Source organism: bacterium SCSIO 12643 (assembly GCA_024398135.1).
GTDB lineage: Bacteria > Bacteroidota > Bacteroidia > Flavobacteriales_G > Salibacteraceae > CAJXZP01.
Window position 1 is genome coordinate 337,359 of sequence record CP073750.1, and the last position, 20,802, is coordinate 358,160.

At 35.6% G+C, this 20,802-nt stretch carries 18 protein-coding genes; 9 read left to right on the plus strand and 9 right to left on the minus strand.

Annotated elements, in window-relative coordinates:
• Nucleotides 1-109: 109 nt before the first annotated feature.
• From clpB to KFE94_01455, 3 genes are all read left to right on the plus strand, one after another.
• Complete coding sequence (gene clpB / locus KFE94_01445; GenBank protein UTW66806.1) at nucleotides 110-2,755, plus strand: ATP-dependent chaperone ClpB; 2,646 nt, start codon at nucleotides 110-112, stop codon at nucleotides 2,753-2,755.
• Nucleotides 2,756-2,878: 123 nt separating this feature from the next.
• The gene (locus KFE94_01450) at nucleotides 2,879-3,175 is read left to right on the plus strand and encodes a hypothetical protein (protein ID UTW66807.1); all 297 of its coding nucleotides are present in this window, start codon (nucleotides 2,879-2,881) and stop codon (nucleotides 3,173-3,175) included.
• A 143-nt stretch (nucleotides 3,176-3,318) separates the two neighbouring features.
• A complete protein-coding gene (locus tag KFE94_01455) occupies nucleotides 3,319-4,194 on the plus strand; it encodes a cupin-like domain-containing protein (GenBank protein ID UTW66808.1) in 876 nt (291 codons plus the stop codon).
• Between the two features lie 14 nt (nucleotides 4,195-4,208).
• On the opposite strand, the gene KFE94_01460 is transcribed toward KFE94_01455, so the two are convergent.
• Complete coding sequence (locus tag KFE94_01460; protein ID UTW66809.1) at nucleotides 4,209-4,658, minus strand: DUF4440 domain-containing protein; 450 nt, start codon at nucleotides 4,656-4,658, stop codon at nucleotides 4,209-4,211.
• 78 nt (nucleotides 4,659-4,736) lie between these two features.
• Between KFE94_01460 and KFE94_01465 the strand changes: the two genes are divergently transcribed.
• The gene (locus tag KFE94_01465; protein ID UTW66810.1) at nucleotides 4,737-5,387 is read left to right on the plus strand and encodes a chloramphenicol acetyltransferase; all 651 of its coding nucleotides are present in this window, start codon (nucleotides 4,737-4,739) and stop codon (nucleotides 5,385-5,387) included.
• A 58-nt stretch (nucleotides 5,388-5,445) separates the two neighbouring features.
• Here KFE94_01465 and KFE94_01470 read toward each other — a convergent pair whose 3' ends face one another.
• Together KFE94_01470 and KFE94_01475 are read right to left on the minus strand one after the other, a co-directional pair.
• A complete protein-coding gene (locus KFE94_01470) occupies nucleotides 5,446-6,072 on the minus strand; it encodes a hypothetical protein (GenBank protein ID UTW66811.1) in 627 nt (208 codons plus the stop codon).
• A gap of 22 nt (nucleotides 6,073-6,094) precedes the next feature.
• Entirely contained in the window at nucleotides 6,095-6,943 is an 849-nt protein-coding gene (locus KFE94_01475) for a hypothetical protein (protein ID UTW66812.1), read from the minus strand.
• A 165-nt stretch (nucleotides 6,944-7,108) separates the two neighbouring features.
• Between KFE94_01475 and KFE94_01480 the strand changes: the two genes are divergently transcribed.
• The 5 genes from KFE94_01480 (at nucleotide 7,109) to KFE94_01500 (ending at nucleotide 14,783) form a co-directional block, all read left to right on the plus strand.
• The gene (locus KFE94_01480; GenBank protein UTW66813.1) at nucleotides 7,109-8,584 is read left to right on the plus strand and encodes an NAD(P)/FAD-dependent oxidoreductase; all 1,476 of its coding nucleotides are present in this window, start codon (nucleotides 7,109-7,111) and stop codon (nucleotides 8,582-8,584) included.
• A gap of 117 nt (nucleotides 8,585-8,701) precedes the next feature.
• On the plus strand, nucleotides 8,702-8,986 hold the full coding sequence (locus KFE94_01485; GenBank protein ID UTW66814.1) for a hypothetical protein: 285 nt from the start codon (nucleotides 8,702-8,704) through the stop codon (nucleotides 8,984-8,986).
• 100 nt (nucleotides 8,987-9,086) lie between these two features.
• Nucleotides 9,087-12,128: an ATP-binding cassette domain-containing protein gene (locus KFE94_01490; protein ID UTW66815.1), complete on the plus strand. Its 3,042-nt coding sequence runs from the start codon at nucleotides 9,087-9,089 to the stop codon at nucleotides 12,126-12,128.
• Between the two features lie 128 nt (nucleotides 12,129-12,256).
• Entirely contained in the window at nucleotides 12,257-12,589 is a 333-nt protein-coding gene (locus KFE94_01495; GenBank protein ID UTW66816.1) for a tetratricopeptide repeat protein, read from the plus strand.
• A gap of 151 nt (nucleotides 12,590-12,740) precedes the next feature.
• Entirely contained in the window at nucleotides 12,741-14,783 is a 2,043-nt protein-coding gene (locus KFE94_01500; GenBank protein ID UTW66817.1) for a dihydrofolate reductase, read from the plus strand.
• 639 nt (nucleotides 14,784-15,422) lie between these two features.
• Here KFE94_01500 and KFE94_01505 read toward each other — a convergent pair.
• Genes KFE94_01505 through KFE94_01530 form a run of 6 tightly spaced genes read right to left on the minus strand, consistent with a single transcriptional unit; the run spans nucleotide 15,423 to nucleotide 20,799 of the window.
• The gene (locus KFE94_01505; GenBank protein UTW66818.1) at nucleotides 15,423-16,325 is read right to left on the minus strand and encodes a T9SS type A sorting domain-containing protein; all 903 of its coding nucleotides are present in this window, start codon (nucleotides 16,323-16,325) and stop codon (nucleotides 15,423-15,425) included.
• 20 nt (nucleotides 16,326-16,345) lie between these two features.
• Nucleotides 16,346-17,149 carry a T9SS type A sorting domain-containing protein gene (locus tag KFE94_01510; protein UTW66819.1) on the minus strand — a complete coding sequence of 268 codons (804 nt, stop codon included), beginning with the start codon at nucleotides 17,147-17,149 and terminating at the stop codon, nucleotides 16,346-16,348.
• A gap of 23 nt (nucleotides 17,150-17,172) precedes the next feature.
• Complete coding sequence (locus KFE94_01515) at nucleotides 17,173-18,105, minus strand: T9SS type A sorting domain-containing protein (protein UTW66820.1); 933 nt, start codon at nucleotides 18,103-18,105, stop codon at nucleotides 17,173-17,175.
• Nucleotides 18,106-18,121: 16 nt separating this feature from the next.
• The gene (locus tag KFE94_01520) at nucleotides 18,122-18,982 is read right to left on the minus strand and encodes a T9SS type A sorting domain-containing protein (protein UTW66821.1); all 861 of its coding nucleotides are present in this window, start codon (nucleotides 18,980-18,982) and stop codon (nucleotides 18,122-18,124) included.
• Between the two features lie 18 nt (nucleotides 18,983-19,000).
• Nucleotides 19,001-19,912 (minus strand): T9SS type A sorting domain-containing protein, encoded by a 912-nt coding sequence (locus tag KFE94_01525; protein UTW66822.1) that lies wholly within the window; start codon nucleotides 19,910-19,912, stop codon nucleotides 19,001-19,003.
• 20 nt (nucleotides 19,913-19,932) lie between these two features.
• Entirely contained in the window at nucleotides 19,933-20,799 is an 867-nt protein-coding gene (locus KFE94_01530) for a T9SS type A sorting domain-containing protein (protein ID UTW66823.1), read from the minus strand.
• Between the last annotated feature and the right edge of the window lie 3 nt (nucleotides 20,800-20,802).

Genomic DNA, 20,802 nt, shown 5'->3' on the forward strand with positions numbered 1-20,802 from the left:
CATCAGCCATATAGTCACAATTTAGATTTAAAGCATGTCAAGAATTCTGAAAAATATAATCGGTCTACAATTTGTCTAACGCCAACCGAACCACGAAAAAAATAGACAAATGAACTTCGATAAATTCACAATAAAATCACAAGAAGCCATTCAACAAGGACAACAAATTACTTTGGGGAATGGACAACAAACTATTGATACTGCTCATATTCTGAAAGGTATCTTAATGGTAGACGAAAACGTTACGCCTTTTCTTTTGAAAAAAATGGGTGTCAACGTTCCTATTTTCACACAAGCTATTGACAGAATAATTGGGACATATCCTAAGGTCAGCGGTGGACAAATACAACTATCTCAAAATGCATCTCAAGCTTTAGTCAATGCGCAAAATATTGCACAAAAAAATGGTGATGAGTACACGAGCATTGAGCACATCATTTTAGGTTTACTAAAAGGAAATGATGAAATCGCTCGTATGATGAAAGACAGTGGACTAAATCAAAAAGATCTGCTATCTGCAATCAACGAATTACGTAAAGGTGAAAAAGTAACCAGCGCCAACGCTGAAGACAATTATCAATCTTTAGCAAAATATGCCATCAACCTAAATCAACAAGCCCAGGATGGTAAGTTAGATCCGGTTATTGGTAGAGATGAAGAAATCAGAAGAGTACTTCAAATTCTATCCAGAAGAACTAAAAACAATCCAATCCTGATTGGAGAACCCGGTGTGGGTAAAACCGCCATTGCAGAAGGTTTAGCACATCGTATTATTAATGGAGATGTGCCGGATAATCTAAAAAGTAAAAGTATCTATTCATTAGATATGGGCGCTTTGGTTGCCGGAGCAAAATTTAAAGGCGAATTTGAAGAACGTCTTAAAGCAGTGGTCAAAGAAGTGATCTCGGCTGACGGTGAGATTGTACTTTTCATTGATGAAATCCATACACTGGTGGGAGCTGGTAAAGGTGAAGGAGCCATGGATGCTGCGAATATATTAAAACCAGCATTGGCTAGAGGAGAATTAAAAGCCATTGGGGCCACTACATTAGCGGAATATCAAAAGTATTTTGAGAAAGACAAAGCATTAGAAAGAAGATTCCAAAAGGTAACGATTGATGAACCAAATGATGAAGATGCGATTTCCATCTTAAGAGGAATTAAAGAAAAATATGAAACGCATCATAAGGTTAGAATTAAAGACGAGGCCATTTTAGCTGCTGTAGAATTATCTCAACGTTACATTACAGATAGATTCCTTCCGGATAAAGCGATTGATTTGATTGATGAAGCCTCTTCCAAAATGCGTATGGAAATGAACTCCATGCCAGTAGAGTTAGATGAAATTGAAAGGAAAATCAGACAACTTGAAATTGAACGTGAGGCCATTAAAAGAGAAAAAGATCAAAAGAAACTAGATATTCTAAATGCGGATATTGCGGAACTCAGCGATAAGAGAAATGATCTGAAAGCCCAATGGGAAAGCGAGCGTCAGGTGGTGGATGGAATTCAAAGCACTAAGGAACAAATTGAACAGTATAAACTCGATGCGGAACGTGCTGAAAGAGATGGAAACTTTGCTTTAGTTGCGGAAATCAGATATGGAAAATTAGTTGAAGCTCAAGAAAAGTTAAATCAACTGGGCACCAAATTTCAGGAATTAAAAGACAAAGGCTCTGTTCTGATTAAAGAGGAAGTGGACGCTGAAGATATTGCTGAGGTAGTCGCAAAATGGAGCGGTGTTCCGGTAAGCAAAATGCTTCAATCTGAAAGACAGAAACTCCTTAATCTGGAATCTGAATTACATCATAGAGTTATCGGTCAGGATGAAGCCATTCAAGCGGTTAGTGATGCGGTACGTAGAAGTCGTGCAGGATTACAGGATCAACACCGTCCAATTGGATCTTTCCTCTTTCTGGGGACTACCGGGGTTGGAAAAACTGAGTTGGCTAAAGCCTTGGCAGAATTCCTATTTGACAACGAAAACGCAATGACCAGAATTGATATGAGTGAATATCAGGAACGTCATGCCGTTTCAAGATTGGTAGGTGCGCCTCCGGGATATGTGGGATATGATGAAGGAGGTCAATTAACTGAAGCAGTCAGACGTAAACCTTATTCGGTGATTCTTTTAGATGAAATAGAAAAAGCGCATCCTGATGTATTTAACATCTTACTGCAAGTATTGGATGACGGTAGATTAACCGATAATAAAGGGCGCGTAGCGAACTTTAAAAATACCATTATCATCATGACATCCAATATGGGATCTGACATTATCAATGAAAGCTTTCAACAAATCAATGCTTCAAACTTGAATAGTGTGTTACAAAAAACAAAAACACAATTATTGGAGTTATTAAAGAGAAGTTTGAAACCTGAGTTTTTAAACAGAATTGATGAAACAATCATGTTCCAACCACTCAATGAGGGAGACATCCACGAGATTGTAAGATTACAATTCAAAGGGGTTCAGAAAATGCTACAAAAACAGGATATTCATATCTCCATTACAGACCAGGCCATTCGCCTCTTATCCAATGAAGGATATGATCCTCAATTTGGTGCCAGACCAGTAAAAAGAGTCATCCAAAAACAATTGCTCAACCAATTGTCAAAAGAAATTCTCTCTGGTAACGTCCACGCTGGTGCCCGCATTAGCATTGATGCAAGTGATGGTAAATTCATATTTAGCAATGTATTTAAAGACTCAGAGAATCCGGAAAATCCGGAATTGATGAATCATTTAAATTAAACATAAATCAAAAAGGGCAAGCCCCATCCAACAGAGTTGGATGGGGCTTTTTTGCTTCTTCACGTAATAACCATTCATGAGGTCCGTTATCCAGATATTAAAACGTAATCAAATTATAATCAGATGACTTCAGAGCTTACCGTACAAAAAACAGATCCCTCTCTCCTACTACTAACAAATGCTGCATTTATCACATTGTTTTTATTCTTTATTGACGAAGGCTACTATAACTTCAACTGGATGACCAACTGGGGCGCCTGGCTTGTATTTAGTATTTATACCATCGTCTTATTTCTGATTCAGGTTGGTATTTCCAAATTAATCGAAATCAAAGTTCAATCCGCTAAAAAAGTAGCTTTGGGAATTATCTCAACAACATCATTGGGGATACTACTGCTTAGTATTTTACTCGCGATATAGTGTAATATAATTGTAACATTTTCATTTTTTAACCTTTCTAAATTGGTATTCTCAAATGAATCATTCACTTTTGAGCGCTCAATAAATCAATTAAACCATCAATATTTTAGCAATTAAAAAAATCTCAAGGATTTGAGTTTATTATGGCTTTAGATTTAAGTTTAGAATGTGCAGTTGAAAACGCTGCCGACCTTACTGTAGAAGAATTTAGAAGGAAATATTTAATTCCTCAAAAACCAGTACTCTTAAAAGGCTTAGCAAACCTTCAACCTGCCGGAAAGAAATGGACAATTGATTGGTTTAAACAAGAAATGGGTGATTTGGAAGTAGGTGTTTTCGATAACACAAAAGAAAGACACGTCTACTCTACAACCGTAAATCCAGATTTCAACATGCCATTTGGTGAGTTTTTGGATATTATTACCAAAAAGGAACCAAGTACAATTAGAATGTTCAGATATAATCTGTACAAACAATATCCAAGCCTAAAGAAAGACTTCTCTTGTCCTAAATTCATTAATAAAGGGATTATGAAAACCTTTGGATTTATGTTTTTAGGAGGAACCGATACTGAGGTAAGATTACATTATGATGTAGATAATTCAAATGTATTACTCACTCAAATCCACGGAACCAAAAGGGTTGTTTTGTTTGCTCCAGATCAGGGGAAGTATTTATACAAGGTTCCTTATAACACACATTCATTAGCTGAACTTAAGGATCCGGATTTTGAAAAATGGCCTGGACTTAAGCATGTAAAAGGTTGTGAAGTTATTCAGGAAGCCGGTGACGGCATTTTTATGCCAAGTGGTTACTGGCATTACAATACCTATTTGGAAGGTGGTATTTCTGTTGCTTATAGAATGCTGGCTCAGGATCCAGTCACGTTGATGAAGGGTGCTTTCTTTATGGGCTTTACGATGCCATTCGATAAAATCATGAATATGATATTCGGCAAAAAGTGGTTCGAACGTAAAAAGAAATTAAGTATAGCAAGAGTAAATAAAGCGATTTCATAATCGCTTTTTTACTTTTATGAGGTATGGTCAATTACAATTTTCCATTCTCCATCTATCTTTCTCCAAAGTAGCGAGAACTTTCCGCCAAAGTCCACATCCGACCTTTTTAAATTCCACGATCCTAAAACGACCATGGCATCGGGTGATAACTGTTCCGTTTTATCAATATCAAAAGTCAACGTTCCCATCAATTCTTTTGAGCTGTACTTGGCTTTATAATTATCAGTCACTTTTTGCCACCCAAAAGAAATTTTCTCACCACTGACAAAAACCAAACTATCGCTATTCCAATAACCATTCATAAAGCAATCTATATCCCCTTCATTCCAGCAGTCTTGTTGTTTAAATAATTCTGCTAAAACAGCCTCTTTTACATTTTCTTCCTGTACTTGAGGGGTTGGAGCCGTACTACATGAGGTTAATGCCAAAAACGCAAATAAAATAGATGCCCAAATAAATTTCATAGTTCGATTTTTCACGAACATACAAAAAAGCTTTGGTTTAATATTTACTAGTTTTTTATTTGCAATCAATTTGAAAAAATGGGCACGGTCAATCATAAATATCAGGAAATTTCAATAGAGAACTGGAACAGAAAATCCACATTCGATTTCTTCAAAACATTCGATTCTCCTTTCTATAATATCACTGCTCCTGTTGATGTTACACGATTAAAAGCGTTTTGTAAAAAGCACGATTATTCCTTTTTTCTGGTATCACTATTTATCTCTCAAAAAGTGATTGATCAAATCGAAAATTTCAGATACAGACTATATGAAGATTCGGTTAGAAACTATGAGATAACCCAAGCTGGGAGTACCGTTTTACTGGATGACAATACTTTTGCTTTTTGCTATTTCGATATTGAGTCAGACATTCATCAATTCGTTCAGAAAGGTGAACAGGCTATTCATCAATTAAAGTCCGACCCCGATTTTGAACCACGTCAGGGTGATTTAAATATGATCTTTTATTCTGTGATTCCATGGGTCTCTTTTACTTCATTTCAACATGCCCGAAAAAATGACTTGAGCGATAGTATTCCAAGAGTTGTTTTCGGGAAGTATTATGAACTCAATAACCAACTTAAAATGCCAATTTCCATCGAAGTTCATCACGCATTAGTGGATGGTTTTCATGTTGGGCAATATTTTGAGCTATTTGAAAAAGAAATTCAGCAGTTAGAATTATAAAACTATACGCAATAAAAAAGGCAGCCTTGGCTGCCTTTTTTATTATAATGATTTCTGTTTAATGCGTTTGCATGGTACCCTCACTTTCCTCTTCAGGTAAGAATAAGTATCCCATCATCATCACTACACACCCACGACTGGTATACGATCTGTCTTCCGCATCCGTTGGAGGAATTAAATATTCTACAAACAAATAAGACCCTTTAAAATCTTCTGTCAACTCAAAAGTATTGATGGGTTCATCCGGGTTAGATTGAAATAATAATTTTCTTTTCTTCTCCCCTTTGGCCTTGTCGTATACTTTAATTTGGATGTTTTGAGGTAATCCTTTTGTACTAAAAATAATACGGTGATCATTACTATTATAAATAGGAATCAAAACACGCATTAACTGCGGATATCTCTTATAAGTAACCGTAGTGGTTTTAGATAGATTATATTTAAAAGGACGAATCAATAAACGTACTTCTTCTCTCAATTCATTTCTGTTTTCACAACTATTCTTGACCGGTTTCATTTTCGGTTGTGATGAAGTATTATTTGTAGCAGTATTGGATTCCTTTTTTTCAGCTTCTTTATTTTCTTCCTTCTCAGTCCAAAAATCTTCTCCCTCTTGTGCCATCACAGGAGAAACCATTCCCATCATTATAAACAGGAACGCGATGGATAAAAATTTAACTTTCATCTGATTTAAATTTAGTATAGAATTACTCTACGATTAAGTTTCTTAATTTTAAAATCTTATCCCCTAACAATTTCATATCAGTAGATGGAATTTCAACTTCGGTAATGTTACCTTCCATTTCTGCAATCACAGGGATGTTGATATAGAATTCATATAATTCTCTCATGTGATTTAACACGACATCTACTCTTTTGCTAGAACCTTCCAAAGGAGTCAACCCTTCGATTAGCTTATCTAAAATCACCATTTGCTCGATGATTCTTCCGGTGAGTTCCGAATGATCAGTCAAACTCACTGTAGAAACACCTAAATACATCCCTTCTGCCCATCCGCCAACAAAAGCCACTAAAGCAAACTCTTCCTGACCATTATCTTCAACATAAGCATCGGTACGCTCATCAATTTCAATCAATATAGATAAAATAGAATCGTTATTCTCTAAGTTACGATCAAATCTGTCCAATAACTCTTTGTTATCGAAAACTTCACCTGCACCCAAATCCGTAGATAAATCTTTGATTACCTTCATGTATTTACGCGCTTCCTGACTTTGATTGTTTAATACACAATAGGTCATATCCGTCCAATACGCACCAAACGCAAAGTACTTATCATAGGTGGTATTGTAGCTGGACGCTTTTTGCGGATCTAACGTTAATCCTCCTACATACTCTAATCCTGAATTCCTGAATAAATCTCCAATCTGAACCGTTGATGGTAATACAAACTCTTCCACTTCTCTAATTTCAGTATCATCAGTTTGTTCAGTAGGTACGGTTACTTTCTGGTCTTCTGCTTTGGGTTCTGAACCGCATGAAGCCATAAACATAGCACCTAAAACAGCGCTATACAGTCCAATTTTCATTTTCATCTTTCTTATTTTGATGTAACAAATTAATTCCAAAGTTACACCTTGAAATCAAACGGTTGTAATAATTTCAAATTTAATTTAACTGTTTCATAACTTTTGAACCGAATCTATGGGATTCAAATCGAAACATATTACTTTAGTTGGACAAACTAAAACCATAATACCTTGAAACATTACGATTTATGCATTATCGGAGCGGGACCATCCGGATTCGCTTCCGCCATGAGAGCCATCGACTTCAACAAAAAAATATGCCTAATTGAACGTGAAAGTGTAGGTGGAGCGGGTATTTTTAATGGAGCTTTATCCTCCAAAACCATGTGGGAACTTTCGCAAAACTATCAAATGATGAAATCGTCCAAATACGGCTATTACGTATATGATTCTCATCTTAGTTTTTCAGCGGTGGTCCATGAAACACATAAAGCTGTAAATGAGAAGTTTCAACAGTTAAAATCTCAAATTGACTTCTACGTTAAGTCCGGTCAATTGGATTTCATTCGTGGATCGGCATCTATGCAATCTACCACAGAAATCTTTGTTGAAAGAGAAAACGATGATGATTTAATGGTTTCTGCAGACCACACAATTCTGGCTATCGGAAGTCGCCCTAGGTATTTACCGAACATCCCGATTGATGAAAAAATCATCTATACGAGTGATGGTATCCTTTCTATGGAACACTATCCAGAAAGTATCGTTATTCTGGGAGCCGGAGTCATTGGTTGTGAATTTGCTACTATTTTTTCCAACTTCGGAAAAACTAAAGTATACCTGATTGATAAAGCACCACGCATTTTACCATTTGAAGATCCTGACATCTCAGACATGGTAGCAACAAACCTAGTTGCTAATGGTGTTCATATTCATAAAGGCGCCAGTCTGAGTGAAATGACTATAGATAATGGTAAGGTGAAATACACTTTGGAGTTTGATGATGGAACCAAAGAAATCCGATATGTTGAAAAAGCACTTGTATCGGTGGGTAGAGTTCCAAATTCTGAAAATATTGGTTTGGATAAAATCGGATTAAAACTAAACAATCGTGGTTATTGTGAGGATGAAGACACCCAAACTTCGATTCCAAATATCTACGCTATTGGAGATTTTACGGCAGATATTGCTTTGGTAAATATCGCAGAACTTGAAGGTAGACATGCAGTGGAACGAATCTTTGGTAATGCACCTAAACCACTCAACTATGATAATATTTCTACTATCATGTTCTTAAATCCTGAAGTCGCATCTGTAGGGATGAATGAAACACAAGCCAAAAAAGCGGGAATCCCCTATCGGGTTTCTAAAATGAGTTTTGACTATATGAATCGGGCCATTGCCATGCGCCAAAAACAAGGGTTTATAAAACTCATCGTTTCTGATGATGATGAAATGACACTCTTGGGTATGCGGGTATTGGGGGCACATGCTTCCAGTACAATTGAGGCAATCGCCTTACTGATTTCTATGAAAAAGAGTGTTCGCGTCCTTGCCGAGTTGATTCATGCACATCCATCTATCCCGGAAGGAATTCAGGAATGTGCTAGAATGCTTTTGGGCAATTCGATTACCAAACCGGAAGTCTTTTCTCAAGGTCTAACATGTTATTCGGTAAAAACCGATGGAACCATCAAAAATTTATAATTTGGTCTTGCTAAAACTAACTTAAACAAACTAAAAATGCTTAGACTATTCACCCTGCTGATTATTACTTTCACAAGCCTGTATTTTTCATCTTGTAGGAAAGTTTGTAACTACAATATGATAACAATCGTTGTTAACGTTTCGGGAGAGACTCTAACTGACTTTTATACTATTCGGGACTTAAGTGAAGATACCATTCGGTTTAAGTCTTCCTTTCCTTTTCATTCTGATACCTTATATCCAATTTTAGATGATGATTATAACGACATCATACAATTTCCCGAAACCTTCAGGTTTATTGGGGAAATAAATGATTCTATTGTCATTAACGAGAGATATATCATAGACAGCGATGGCTGCCATATTGATAAATTAAAAGGAAAAAAAGAAATTCAATTATAGCAAAACAAAATTTCATACCTGCTTTACAAAATATAAGTATTTTTAGAGCTAATTTTTAATCAATCGTCACTTACTAACTAAGTAAAAACCTACTAATACCATGAGTGAGGAAATATTGAGGGCAATGATGCAGCTCTTTGCGCTGGCATCCAATACTAATGATATCACCAATGAGAGTCGGGATATCATCAAGCACTCTCTAAGAACAGAATTGCGTAAAGAACGTGTCAATAAATTTCTTGCAATTTATGACGAGTATCTTCATGAATTTCATTCTGGTAATTCCAGCTATGAGGAAGCTCTTAATCCAGAAAATGTAAAGTCAATTTGCGAGAGCATTAATGCGGAACTCAGCAAAGTTCAAAAGTTTATTGTTCTGTTTAGATTACTGGAATACATCTTCGTGGATGGTAATATTTCTGAACATGAATCCAGATTCGTTGAGATTCTATGTGATACCTTTAGTATCTCTGAAGAGAATTACAAAAATGCTGTAGAATTTACCAAAGTAAAAATTGGAAACTGTCCGGATAACAGCCAAATGATGGTGGTTTCTAAGGATGCGCATAAAGAATTCAAAAAAACCAAATACATTTCGGGAGCTAATTTTGATGGTGTTCTGATCATTCTGCAAATCAAGGAAATCAATATGTATGTCTTTAGGTATGTGGGTACATCAGGATTGTTCTTAAACGGTTCTGCGGTAGCTCCGGAAAGAACATACATTTTCAATAGCGGTTCAGCCCTTAGAGGCAACAAGATGAACCCGGTCTATTTTAGTGATATTCTTTCCGTTTTTGTGAATGAATCTGCCAGCGAAAAAATTGTTTTCCAGGCACATAAAATATCTTACGACTTCCCTTCCGGTGATGTGGGACTTCATGAATTCAGCTTTAGAGAGCGCACAGGTCGACTCGTAGGAATTATGGGGGGCAGTGGTTCCGGAAAATCCACCATGTTGAATGTCCTTAACGGCAATTACAAACCTACCACCGGAAAAGTCACCATTAATGGCGTGGATATCAACAAAAATGAAGAAGATATCAAAGGTGTTATCGGATTTATTTCTCAGGACGATCTACTTATTGAAGAGCTTACGGTATTCCAAAACCTTTTCTTTAGTGCGAAACTGAGTTTTTCAAATTTATCGGATAAAGAAATCACGCATAAAGTCAATGATGTACTTAAGTCACTGGGACTCTACAAAGTCAAAGATCTTAAGGTCGGTAATCCAATTGATAAAGTAATTTCCGGAGGACAAAGAAAAAGATTGAATATCGCATTGGAATTGATCCGAGAACCTTCCATTCTATTCGTAGATGAGCCTACATCCGGATTATCCTCCAGAGACTCGGAAAATATTATGGATTTAATGAAAGAGCTAGCCTTAAAAGGTAAACTTGTATTCATTGTAATCCATCAACCGTCTTCATATATCTTCAAACTATTTGATCGTTTATTACTTCTGGATAATGGCGGGTATACCATCTATTATGGTGAACCGGTAGAAAGTGTCACCTACTTCAAGAGTCTGGCGCGACATATTGATGCAGATGAAAGTGAGTGTCTCACTTGTGGTAATGTCAACTCTGAATTAATCTTCGATATTATTGATCAGAAAGTAGTCAATGAATACGGTAAAAAAACAGATCGAAGAAAAACACCTCCACAAGAGTGGTACAAAAAGTATAAAAAGAACGAACCGGAAAAAGTAACGGCTCCACCGATTGAGCAAGAGGTTCAGCTTCCGAGTTCATTATCTACTCCGCATCCACTTAAACAGTTTTTGATCTTCTTGAAAAGAGATGTCCTATCAAAAATCACCAATAAACAATACCTCATTATCAATCTTCTGGAAGCCCCATTACTGGCTTTGTTCATCTCCTATTTTGTAAGATATTCCGCCTGGAGTCGCGATGGCCAGGAAGCTTATAAATATTTGTTTAATGAAAACATACCAGCCTATATATTTATGGCAGTAGTGGTCGCACTATTTATAGGGATGACGGTGAGTGCAGAAGAGATTTTCAGAGATCGCAAACTTCAAAAAAGAGAAAAATTCTTAAGTCTGAGTAAAGGCAGCTATTTATCCTCAAAGTTTGTCCTCCTCTTTTTTATCTCTGCCATACAAACCTTACTATTCATTTTAGTGGGGAATTCTATTTTAGGAATCGAATCGATGTATTGGCGCTATTGGTTGGTCATGTTCTCTACCTCTTTCTTTGCCAATATGGTCGGGTTAAATATCTCCAACAGTTTCAATTCTGCTGTTGCGATTTATATACTTATTCCATTTATGATTATCCCTCAACTTATTTTTAGTGGCGTAATCGTGAGCTTTGACCGATTAAACCCTGCTGTAAGCTCCAGAAAGGTTGTTCCGGTAATTGGTGAGGCGATGGCTTCACGTTGGGCTTATGAAGCGTTAATGGTCACTCAATTCAAGGATAATCCACTGGAAAAACAATTGTATCCTGTCGACAAAAAATTAAGCCAGATCAACTATTTAAAGACCTACTGGATCAGTGAACTGGAATCACAACTTCAGTTTATTCGATACAATCTGAAAAATCCAAAATCGGAAGAAAAAATCAACCGATTTGGAAAAATCATCCAGAATGAAGTAGCTAGAAAACATCCGGGAATTGAGTTTCCTCAATTCGTCTTTAAATCTGACTTCACCATTCCGAATATTGATCAAAAACGGGTCAAAAAGATTGAATACTATCTTCAGGAATATAAAAAGTACCTGAACAAGGAATTCACTAATCAATCCAAAGAGCGTGATAAACTTATTTATCAGATTGAAAAAAATAGTGATGAAAACAATTACTTTAATCTTTTAAAAGAGCGCTATTTTAATGAAACACTAACCGATCTGGTAAGGCTCAACAACAAGTTCAATAAAGTCATTGTCATTGATGACGCATTAGTACCGATTGTCGATCCCGTATTTAGGGATGCGGCCGGAATTCGTTCCCATTTTTATGCTGCCAATAAAAAACTGGGAAGTCAAACCATAGATACCTTCTGGTTTAATGTAGGAGTACTTTGGTGCATGAGTATTTTGATGATGGTTACCCTATACTATGATCTATTTAAAAAGCTGGTGGAGTTTTTTGAGAAAGGAAAGAAACGCTAGTTTTAATCTGCTTGCATAATGTATTGATTTATATATCAATAATGTTGAAAAGTTGTTTCATAACGTTTTAAAACCCCTCCAAAATAGGGATTGTTTTCAGCTATCTTTGAGAGAACAAAACCTAAAACATGGAACAAAACAGACTACAATTCATCAATCAAATGCACGAAAAAAACCCCAAAGATTCGTATCTCGCATTTGCAGCTGCTGTGGAACACCAGCAGGCTGGAAACCGTAAAAGGGCCATAAACATCATTGAAAAATTGATCATTAATGATCCCGAATACACTGACGCCTACTTTAAACTGGGTAAGATGTATGAAAATGATAAAAAGCTCAAAAAAGCGATACAAACATATCATGCGGGTAAAATCGTGGCGACTAAAAACAAAGATCAAAAGTCTTTAGGAGAGATCACAGAAGCTTTGATGCTGTTAGATGAAGAAGAGGGCAACTGGTAAACCTCTATTCACATTAAACCAAATCAATCGTTTTTATTTCTTACCTCACACATTTCATTTAGTTAATTTTCTGTGTATAAACATTCTATATTAATTGAGATTTCCGCATCTCAATCGTTACATTTGTGGCTATACTCAAAATAAATATTGAATGAAAACAAATACAATTATTGGAGCCATTGTGGCCTCATGTATGTTGGGCTCATGTGCGACAAATGAACCCAAAGAAACACCAACAGAAAACAAACAGGAAATGGTACAAGAAGAAAAGACTACCAATTTTGAATGGATTGTTGAAGATTTCGCTGATTTAAGAGTGCTGAGATACCAGATTCCGGGATGGGATCAACTAACACTTCAACAACAAAAGTTAGTGTATTACTTAACTCAGGCTGGTTACGAAGGCCGAGATATTATTTGGGATCAAAACTATCGTCACAATATTGAAATTCGTAAAGCTTTAGAAAACATCGTAAAAAATTACGAAGCTGATAAAACTTCTGCGGATTGGAACAACTTTATGGAGTACACCAAAAGAATTTGGTTCTCTAACGGGATTCACCACCATTATGCGAATTATAAATTTACTCCAGAATTCTCAAAAGAGTATTTCAACCAACTTTTAACAGAAACCGGAACTCAGCTTGATGCTGAAATCGTTGACATCATGTTTGACCCGGCTAAAGACGCTAAGAAAGTAAGCTTAGATCCTAAGTCTGATTTAGTTTTAAGTTCTGCGATCAATTTCTATGATCCGGAGATCACTCAAAAAGAAGCGGAGGCATATTATGCTGCAATCATTGATGCTGATTCTAAAGAGCCAATTTCATATGGATTAAATTCTAAATTGGTAAAAAATGAGGATGGAACTATTTCAGAGGTCGTTTGGAAAGCTGATGGAATGTACGGTCCAGCGATTACTAAAATCATTGGTTGGTTGGAAAAAGCCGTGGAAGTAGCAGAAAATCAAGCACAGGCTGATGCTTTAAAATTATTAATCGAGTATTACAAAACAGGTGATTTAAAAGTCTGGGATGCTTACAATATTGCTTGGTGTGGTGCAACTGAAGGAGACATCGATTATATCAATAGTTTTATTGAGGTTTACAACGATCCTTTAGGATACAAAGGATCTTACGAAAATATCGTACAGATCAAAGACTTTGAGGCTTCTAAGCAAATGGCTGTTGTAGCAGATAACGTACAGTGGTTTGAAGACAATTCTTCAATCATGGATGAGCACAAAAAGAAAAAAGTTACTGGAGTAACTTATAAAGTAGTAACTGTTGCTGGTGAGTCCGGAGATAGTTCTCCTTCTACTCCAATTGGTGTAAACTTACCAAATGCCAACTGGATTCGTGCTACTCATGGTTCTAAGTCTGTAAGCTTAGGTAACATCATTTCTGCGTATGACAATGCAAGTGGTGGTGCATATACAGATGAATTTGCGTATTCTGAAGAAGAAAAAGAAAGAGCTAAAAAACACGGTCAGCTAGGTGGTAAATTACATACCGCATTACACGAAGTTGTAGGACATGCTTCCGGCCAGTTAAATCCTGGTGTAGGAACTCCTAAAGAAACTTTAAAGAACTACGCGTCTACTTTGGAAGAAGCGAGAGCTGATTTGGTTGCTTTATATTACTTAATGAACAATAAACTAATTGAAATTGGTTTAATGGAGTCTTTAGAAGTGGGTAAAGCAGAATATGATGGTTATATCAGAAATGGTATGATGGTTCAATTAAGACGTCTTAAAAAAGGCGAACACCTGGAAGAAGCGCATATGCGTAACCGTCAGTTGGTGGCATCATGGGCGTATGAAAAAGGACAAGCTGAGAACGTAATCGAAAAAATCACTAAAGATGGAAAGACTTACTTTGTGATTAACGACTACGTAAAACTTCAAAGCATTTTCGGTGATCTACTAAAAGAAATTCAACGTATCAAGTCTGAAGGCGATTACGAAGCTGGAATGGCATTGGTTGAAGGATACGGTGTAAAGGTAGATCCGGAACTTCATGATGAGGTATTGGCACGTTCTGAAAAATTAAACGTTCCTGCATTCTCTGGTTTCGTAAACCCAATGATTGTTCCTGTAACTGCAGGTAATGACATCGTAGGCTTTGAAATCAAGTATGCAAATTCATTCGAAGAGCAAATGTTAAATTATAGCGCTACTTACGGGAATCTATAATTCATAATACTAAAAAGAAGAGCCATTCTCGACTTTGTTGGGAACGGCTTTTTTTATATTTTCATTTCTCACAAATAAGTCAAATTACATTTTAACTCAAAATATTATTTTATTTAACCTTATTCAATCTTACAAATTCATTATTTTTACAATGTTTGAATCTAGATTTAAAACAACACTTAAATTTTAAAATCTTTGAAATTATAGTGTATCGCCCATAGAGATTTACCACACATATTTGCTTCCAGAAGTTTAAATGCTTCCCCCACTAACACACCAAAACACCAACTAGCTACCTGGTTATTTTAATAATCAAACCGCTAATCACTTACAAACACTAACCACTGTCTTGGCAGTCTAAACCGCTAACAAGAACTTGAGACCGGTAACGAGAGTTACCGGTTTTTTTGTGACCGATTAAACCCAGCAACTATAAGTTCCCCTCTCTCCTTTCTGTTGCTATCTAATCATTTCACACGAAAGTGTACTCAAAGAAGTTTACATAACAAGACGTAGCTGCCATTATCGACCAATAAACTGGGTGCTGGGCGTCCTGTGCTGAGCGGAGCCGAAGCAAGTCGAAGTGCCCTCTGTAAACTCTACACCAATCAAACCTCATCACTCAAAACTCAACCCTCCTTACTCCACGACCATCTTCCCTCTCTGATCCCCTATCACATACATATATACCCCGGATTCCAGCGTTTCAATATTGATCTCCGATTCCGGTGGATAAATCATTTGATGTAGTACCAATTGTCCGGTGATGGAATAAATCTTTAATTCTTGGGCGTCTCGAATATTAGGATCTAAAAATTGAATTCGGATGGTTTCTTGAGCCGGGTTTGGGGATATTCCTAACTTCTCTGAACTAACATCTAAACGCTTAACCGAATTTATAACAGCACAATTTGTATCGCAAGTAATTACTGAATAAATTACATTTCCATTCTGGACAACACAATTTAGGCTTTCACTGCTTTCAAATGGACAATAAAAAGATCCTAATGGCCCAAAATTACTACCAATACCCTCAATATGATATAGATATACATCTTGCCATTCTATACAACTATCTAATAATAAACGTTTTCTGGGTATTCCGTCTATATCTATTGTATCTATACTCTTTACAGTTCTAAAGTTGTTATAAATAGGATGTTTTAGAGTATCACCAATATTTAAGCTAAAGTCATACCACACCCTATCATCATTCCAATCGTTCATCCTTAAATAGACCTTTCTTTCAGTACTATCATTCCTGAAATAACCAATTTGTTCTTGAACAAAATATGGAGTCGAATTAAAAATACCTCCCCATTCCCAAGGATAGATTAAACTCCGTTCCATAAGTTTATGATATACCTTACCACTAATAACTGTATCACTATCAACTATAATTTCATATTTACGCCAATAACCTTCATGATTGGTTTCAAATCCTTTCCACCTCATATGCTTAGTAGGAAAAGGAACATACGATTGTGAATTTCCAATCTGAAATATTCCAAATAAAATCACTATTAAGTATAAAGTTCTCATAGGCTTTTTATTTAATTATATCACTCCACCACCATCTTCCCTCTATAATCCCCTATCACATACATATACACACCAGATTCCAATGTTTCAATATTAATCTCCGATTCCGGTGGATAAATCATTTGATGCAGCACCAATTGTCCGGTAATGGAATAAATCTTTAGTTCCTGGGAATCTCGTATATTGGGGTCTAAAAATTGAATTCGAATGGTTTCTTGTGCTGGGTTTGGGGTTATTTTAACTTTTGTTTCTTTATTATTCTCATAAACGCTTTGTGGAAAATCAAACATATAAATATCATCAATTATCCATCCATCTCTTCCTTCTGAAACACTATCACTATAGATGGTGAACTTAAATAACAAACTATCAGAATTTCCCCAACTTGCGCCAAAGGTAAAACCTTGCCAATTTGAGCTATGACCTTTAAACTGACCATCGTCAATTATCTGCCAAGTAATTCCCTTATCTCTAGAATATTGTATTTCTCCAAAATCATTTACCGAATCCATATCGACCATGTACACAAAATTTAGTTCAGGCCATTCCCAAGAACTATTAAGTTTAGGAAACCATAAATAAAATGTAGAAGTATCATTTACAGAGTACGGATTTATAGTATCAGTAACAATCGCGTTTGGCTGAGTTGTAGAACTAGTAAAATTCGATTTTTGTGGCTTCCCAATCTGCCAGATATTATTTGGATTAGATACTGTATCTATCGTAATCAGATCCAAATTATTAGTATCATCAAAGCTTATTCTAATGGCTGATTGACTAAATACCTCTAAAGGGAATAAACAAATAGTAAGTAAATATTTCAAATTCATCCTATTTAAGTCTTTAATTATTCAATAACAATCTTCCCTCTATAATCCCCTATCACATACATATACACTCCCGATTCCAGTGTTTTAATATTGATCTCCGATTCCGGTGGATGAATTATTTGATATAACACTAATTGTCCGGTGATAGAATAGATTTTCAATTCTTGTGAGTCTCGAATATTAGGGTCTAAAAATTGAAGTCGGATGGTTTCTTGCGCTGGGTTTGGGGATATATTGATTACGGTTTCATTTGCAAGCTCATTAACATTATTAAAAATATCCATTTTAATACATAGGTTATCAATTTGCCATCCTTCATGTCTGCCTATACTATCAGCCACAAAACTGAATTTCAACAAAATACTATCCTCTTTGAAAAGAGAATCACCAAAAACAAGCTGTTCAATATTCTTTGAAATTTTTGAATGTACCCAACCATTTGAGTTTCCTGTAACTGATAAACTATCAAAGATTGTATCATTAAGGCCAAAAAAATAGTGGTAATTTTCATAATCCCCCCAGGTATAATTATATGTACTGGACAAAACATCATACCAGGTGTTTCCTCCGTTAAATGACATTTCAATAGTTCCGTAATCATAAATTGAGTCTGTATCAAATCGATGTATCAATTCAATCTCCAAAGGATAAAATAGTCCTAGATAATTGGGTATCCACCCATGATACGAATACGAAGCATAAAATATTGAAGTATCCTTGTTAGGATATAACGAATCCAAATCCGTAACGATCGAATTTAAACCTGAATAAGAACTATCAAACTCAGATTTATTTGGTTTGCCAATTTCCCAAATTCCACTACTATCTATGTTTATTAAAACAACATTTGAATCAAAAGAATTACAGATTGAAAATGAATCAATCTGAGAGTAAGAATTCACCTGGACTATTATTAGATTTAAAAAAATAAGTAGTTTCAAATATTTCATCTTGTTAAGTTTTTAGTTACTCCACGACCATCTTCCCTCTCTGATCCCCTATGGTATACATATACACTCCGGGTTCCAGCGTTTCAATATTGATCTCCGATTTCGGTGGATTAATCATTTGATGAATCACCAATTGTCCGGTTATAGAATAAATCTTTAATTCTTGGGCGTCTCGAATATTGGGGTCTAAAAATTGAATTCGAATGGTTTCTTGAGCTGGGTTAGGGTTAATATTGATTTTTAACTCAATATTCTTCTCTACTATGTTTGATATATAATCATACATCTTTATATCATCTATTATCCATCCATCCTTAACATCGGGAATATTGTCAGAGTAAAAAATAAATTTAAATAGAATACTATCAGTATAACCATAATTATCATCCCAATTACCAAACCCTATAAACATATCCGTCCAATGTAAATTTCTTCCTGTAAAAGGGTTATTTCGATTACAATTACAATTTACCGAAATACCAGGATTGTTATCTTCAACCTTAAACCAAGTACTTCCTTTATCTGGAGAAAATTGAATCTCTCCATAATCATTTAACGAGTCAGTATCAGTTTTAAATTTAAATTCTAAAGTAGGCCACCACCCAGGTTCTTTATGTTCAGTATACCACAAATAAAATACAGATGTGTCGTTAATTGGATAAGGATTTATTGTATCAGTAACCATGACGTTTGGATCAGAATAAGCACTGTTAAAAGAGCCTTTTTGAGGTTTCCCAATCTGCCATATATTATTGGGATTAGATAAGGTATCTATGATAATCAAATCCAAATTACTGGTATCGTCAAAAGAGATTACTTCTTGCCCCAAAGTCCCAAAAGGGAGTAGACAAAAAAACAATATATATTTAAAATCCATCTCTTGTTAAGTTTAAAGTTACTCCACCACCATCTTCCCTTTCTGATCACCTATCGTATACATATACACTCCAGATTCCAGCGTTTCAATATTGATCTCCGATTCCGGTGGACGAATCATTTGATGAAATACCAATTGTCCGGTGATGGAATAAATCTTTAGTTCTTGTGAAGCACGAATATTAGGGTCTAAAAATTGAATTCGGATGGTTTCTTGAGCAGGGTTTGGGGATATTCCTAACTTTCCTGAACTACTATCTAAATGCTCAACCGAATTTATTATTGAACAGGCAGAATCTAAAGCGAATAAATAATAGATTACACTACCATTTTGCTCCACACATTTTAATATTTCAGAATCCTCGTAAGCACAATCATACGAAGCGAATGGTCCGAAAGTACTCCCAATGCCTTCTATAAAATATAAATTAGCCAATAAATTAGTTGAATCACCGCATTCGGCTAATAACAATCTTCTTCTCGCTAACCCGTCAATATTAATTGTATCTATATCAATTACAGATTTATATGATACCGGATGAAAAGGATTAACCATAGTATCTCCAATATTTAAACTGAAATCATACCAAATTTCCTCTTTATTCCATCCTTCAGCTAATAAGTAAATCTTTTTATTTATGCTATCATTCCGAAAAACACCCATATATTTTTGAGAAAATACTGGAGGTTTATATGTTAAACCTCCCTGAGCATAATACGTCCAACTTTTTTCGATAAGCTTATGATATGTTATCCCCCCAATAATTGTGTCTCCGTCAATAATAACATCATAAAACTTCCTAGAGTTCGGATAATACATATATTCCATTCCTTTCCACCTCATATTTTCGGTTGGAAACGGAACATAAGTTTGAGCGTTTCCTATCTCAAATATTCCAACTAAAATCACTATTAAGTATAAAGTTCTCATAGGCTTTTTGTTTAATTATATCACTCCACGACCATCTTCCCTCTCTGATCCCCTACGATATACATATATACTCCGGATTCCAACATTTCAATATTGATCTCCGATTCCGGTGGGTAAGTCATTTGATGAAGTACCAATTGTCCGGTGATGGAATAAATCTTTAATTCTTGGGCGTCTCGAATATTGGGGTCTAAAAATTGAATTCGGATGGTTTCTTGTGCTGGGTTTGGGGTTATATTAATCTGGGAGACATTGTTACTCTCCTGAACGTCCATATAATAATCGTAGGTAAAAATATTATCTATCATCCAACCTTCACGATCATTATGAATACCATCACTATAGAACGTAAATTTGAATAAAATACTATCTGTATATCCAAAATAATCATCCCAACCAACAAAGGCTATTCCGAAATCTAACCAATCAGAACCACTATTTCCAGTAAATAAATCTTTACAACTACTACACCTTAAGTTATATGGTAAATTGGTATCAGCTAAAGAATACCAAGAAACTCCCTTATCAGTTGAAAATTCAATTTTACCAAAGTCATATAATGAATCTGAATCAATTTTATAATTGAACAATAAAGCTGGCCAATTATATGGAGTAAGATGATTTGTATGCCATAAATAAAAAGATGATGTATCATTAATTGGATACGTATTGACCGTATCTGTAATTATCGCATTGGGACTGGTCTGAGCACTATCAAATAGCACTTTTTGAGGTTTCCCAATCTGCCAGATATTATTGGGATTAGATAGTGTATCTATTATAATCAGATCCAAATAATTGCTGTCTTCAAAGTTTATTGGAGAAGTCCATTGTCCCATTAACCATACTGGGCACAAACAAAAAATAAATAAATATCTTAAATTCATCTT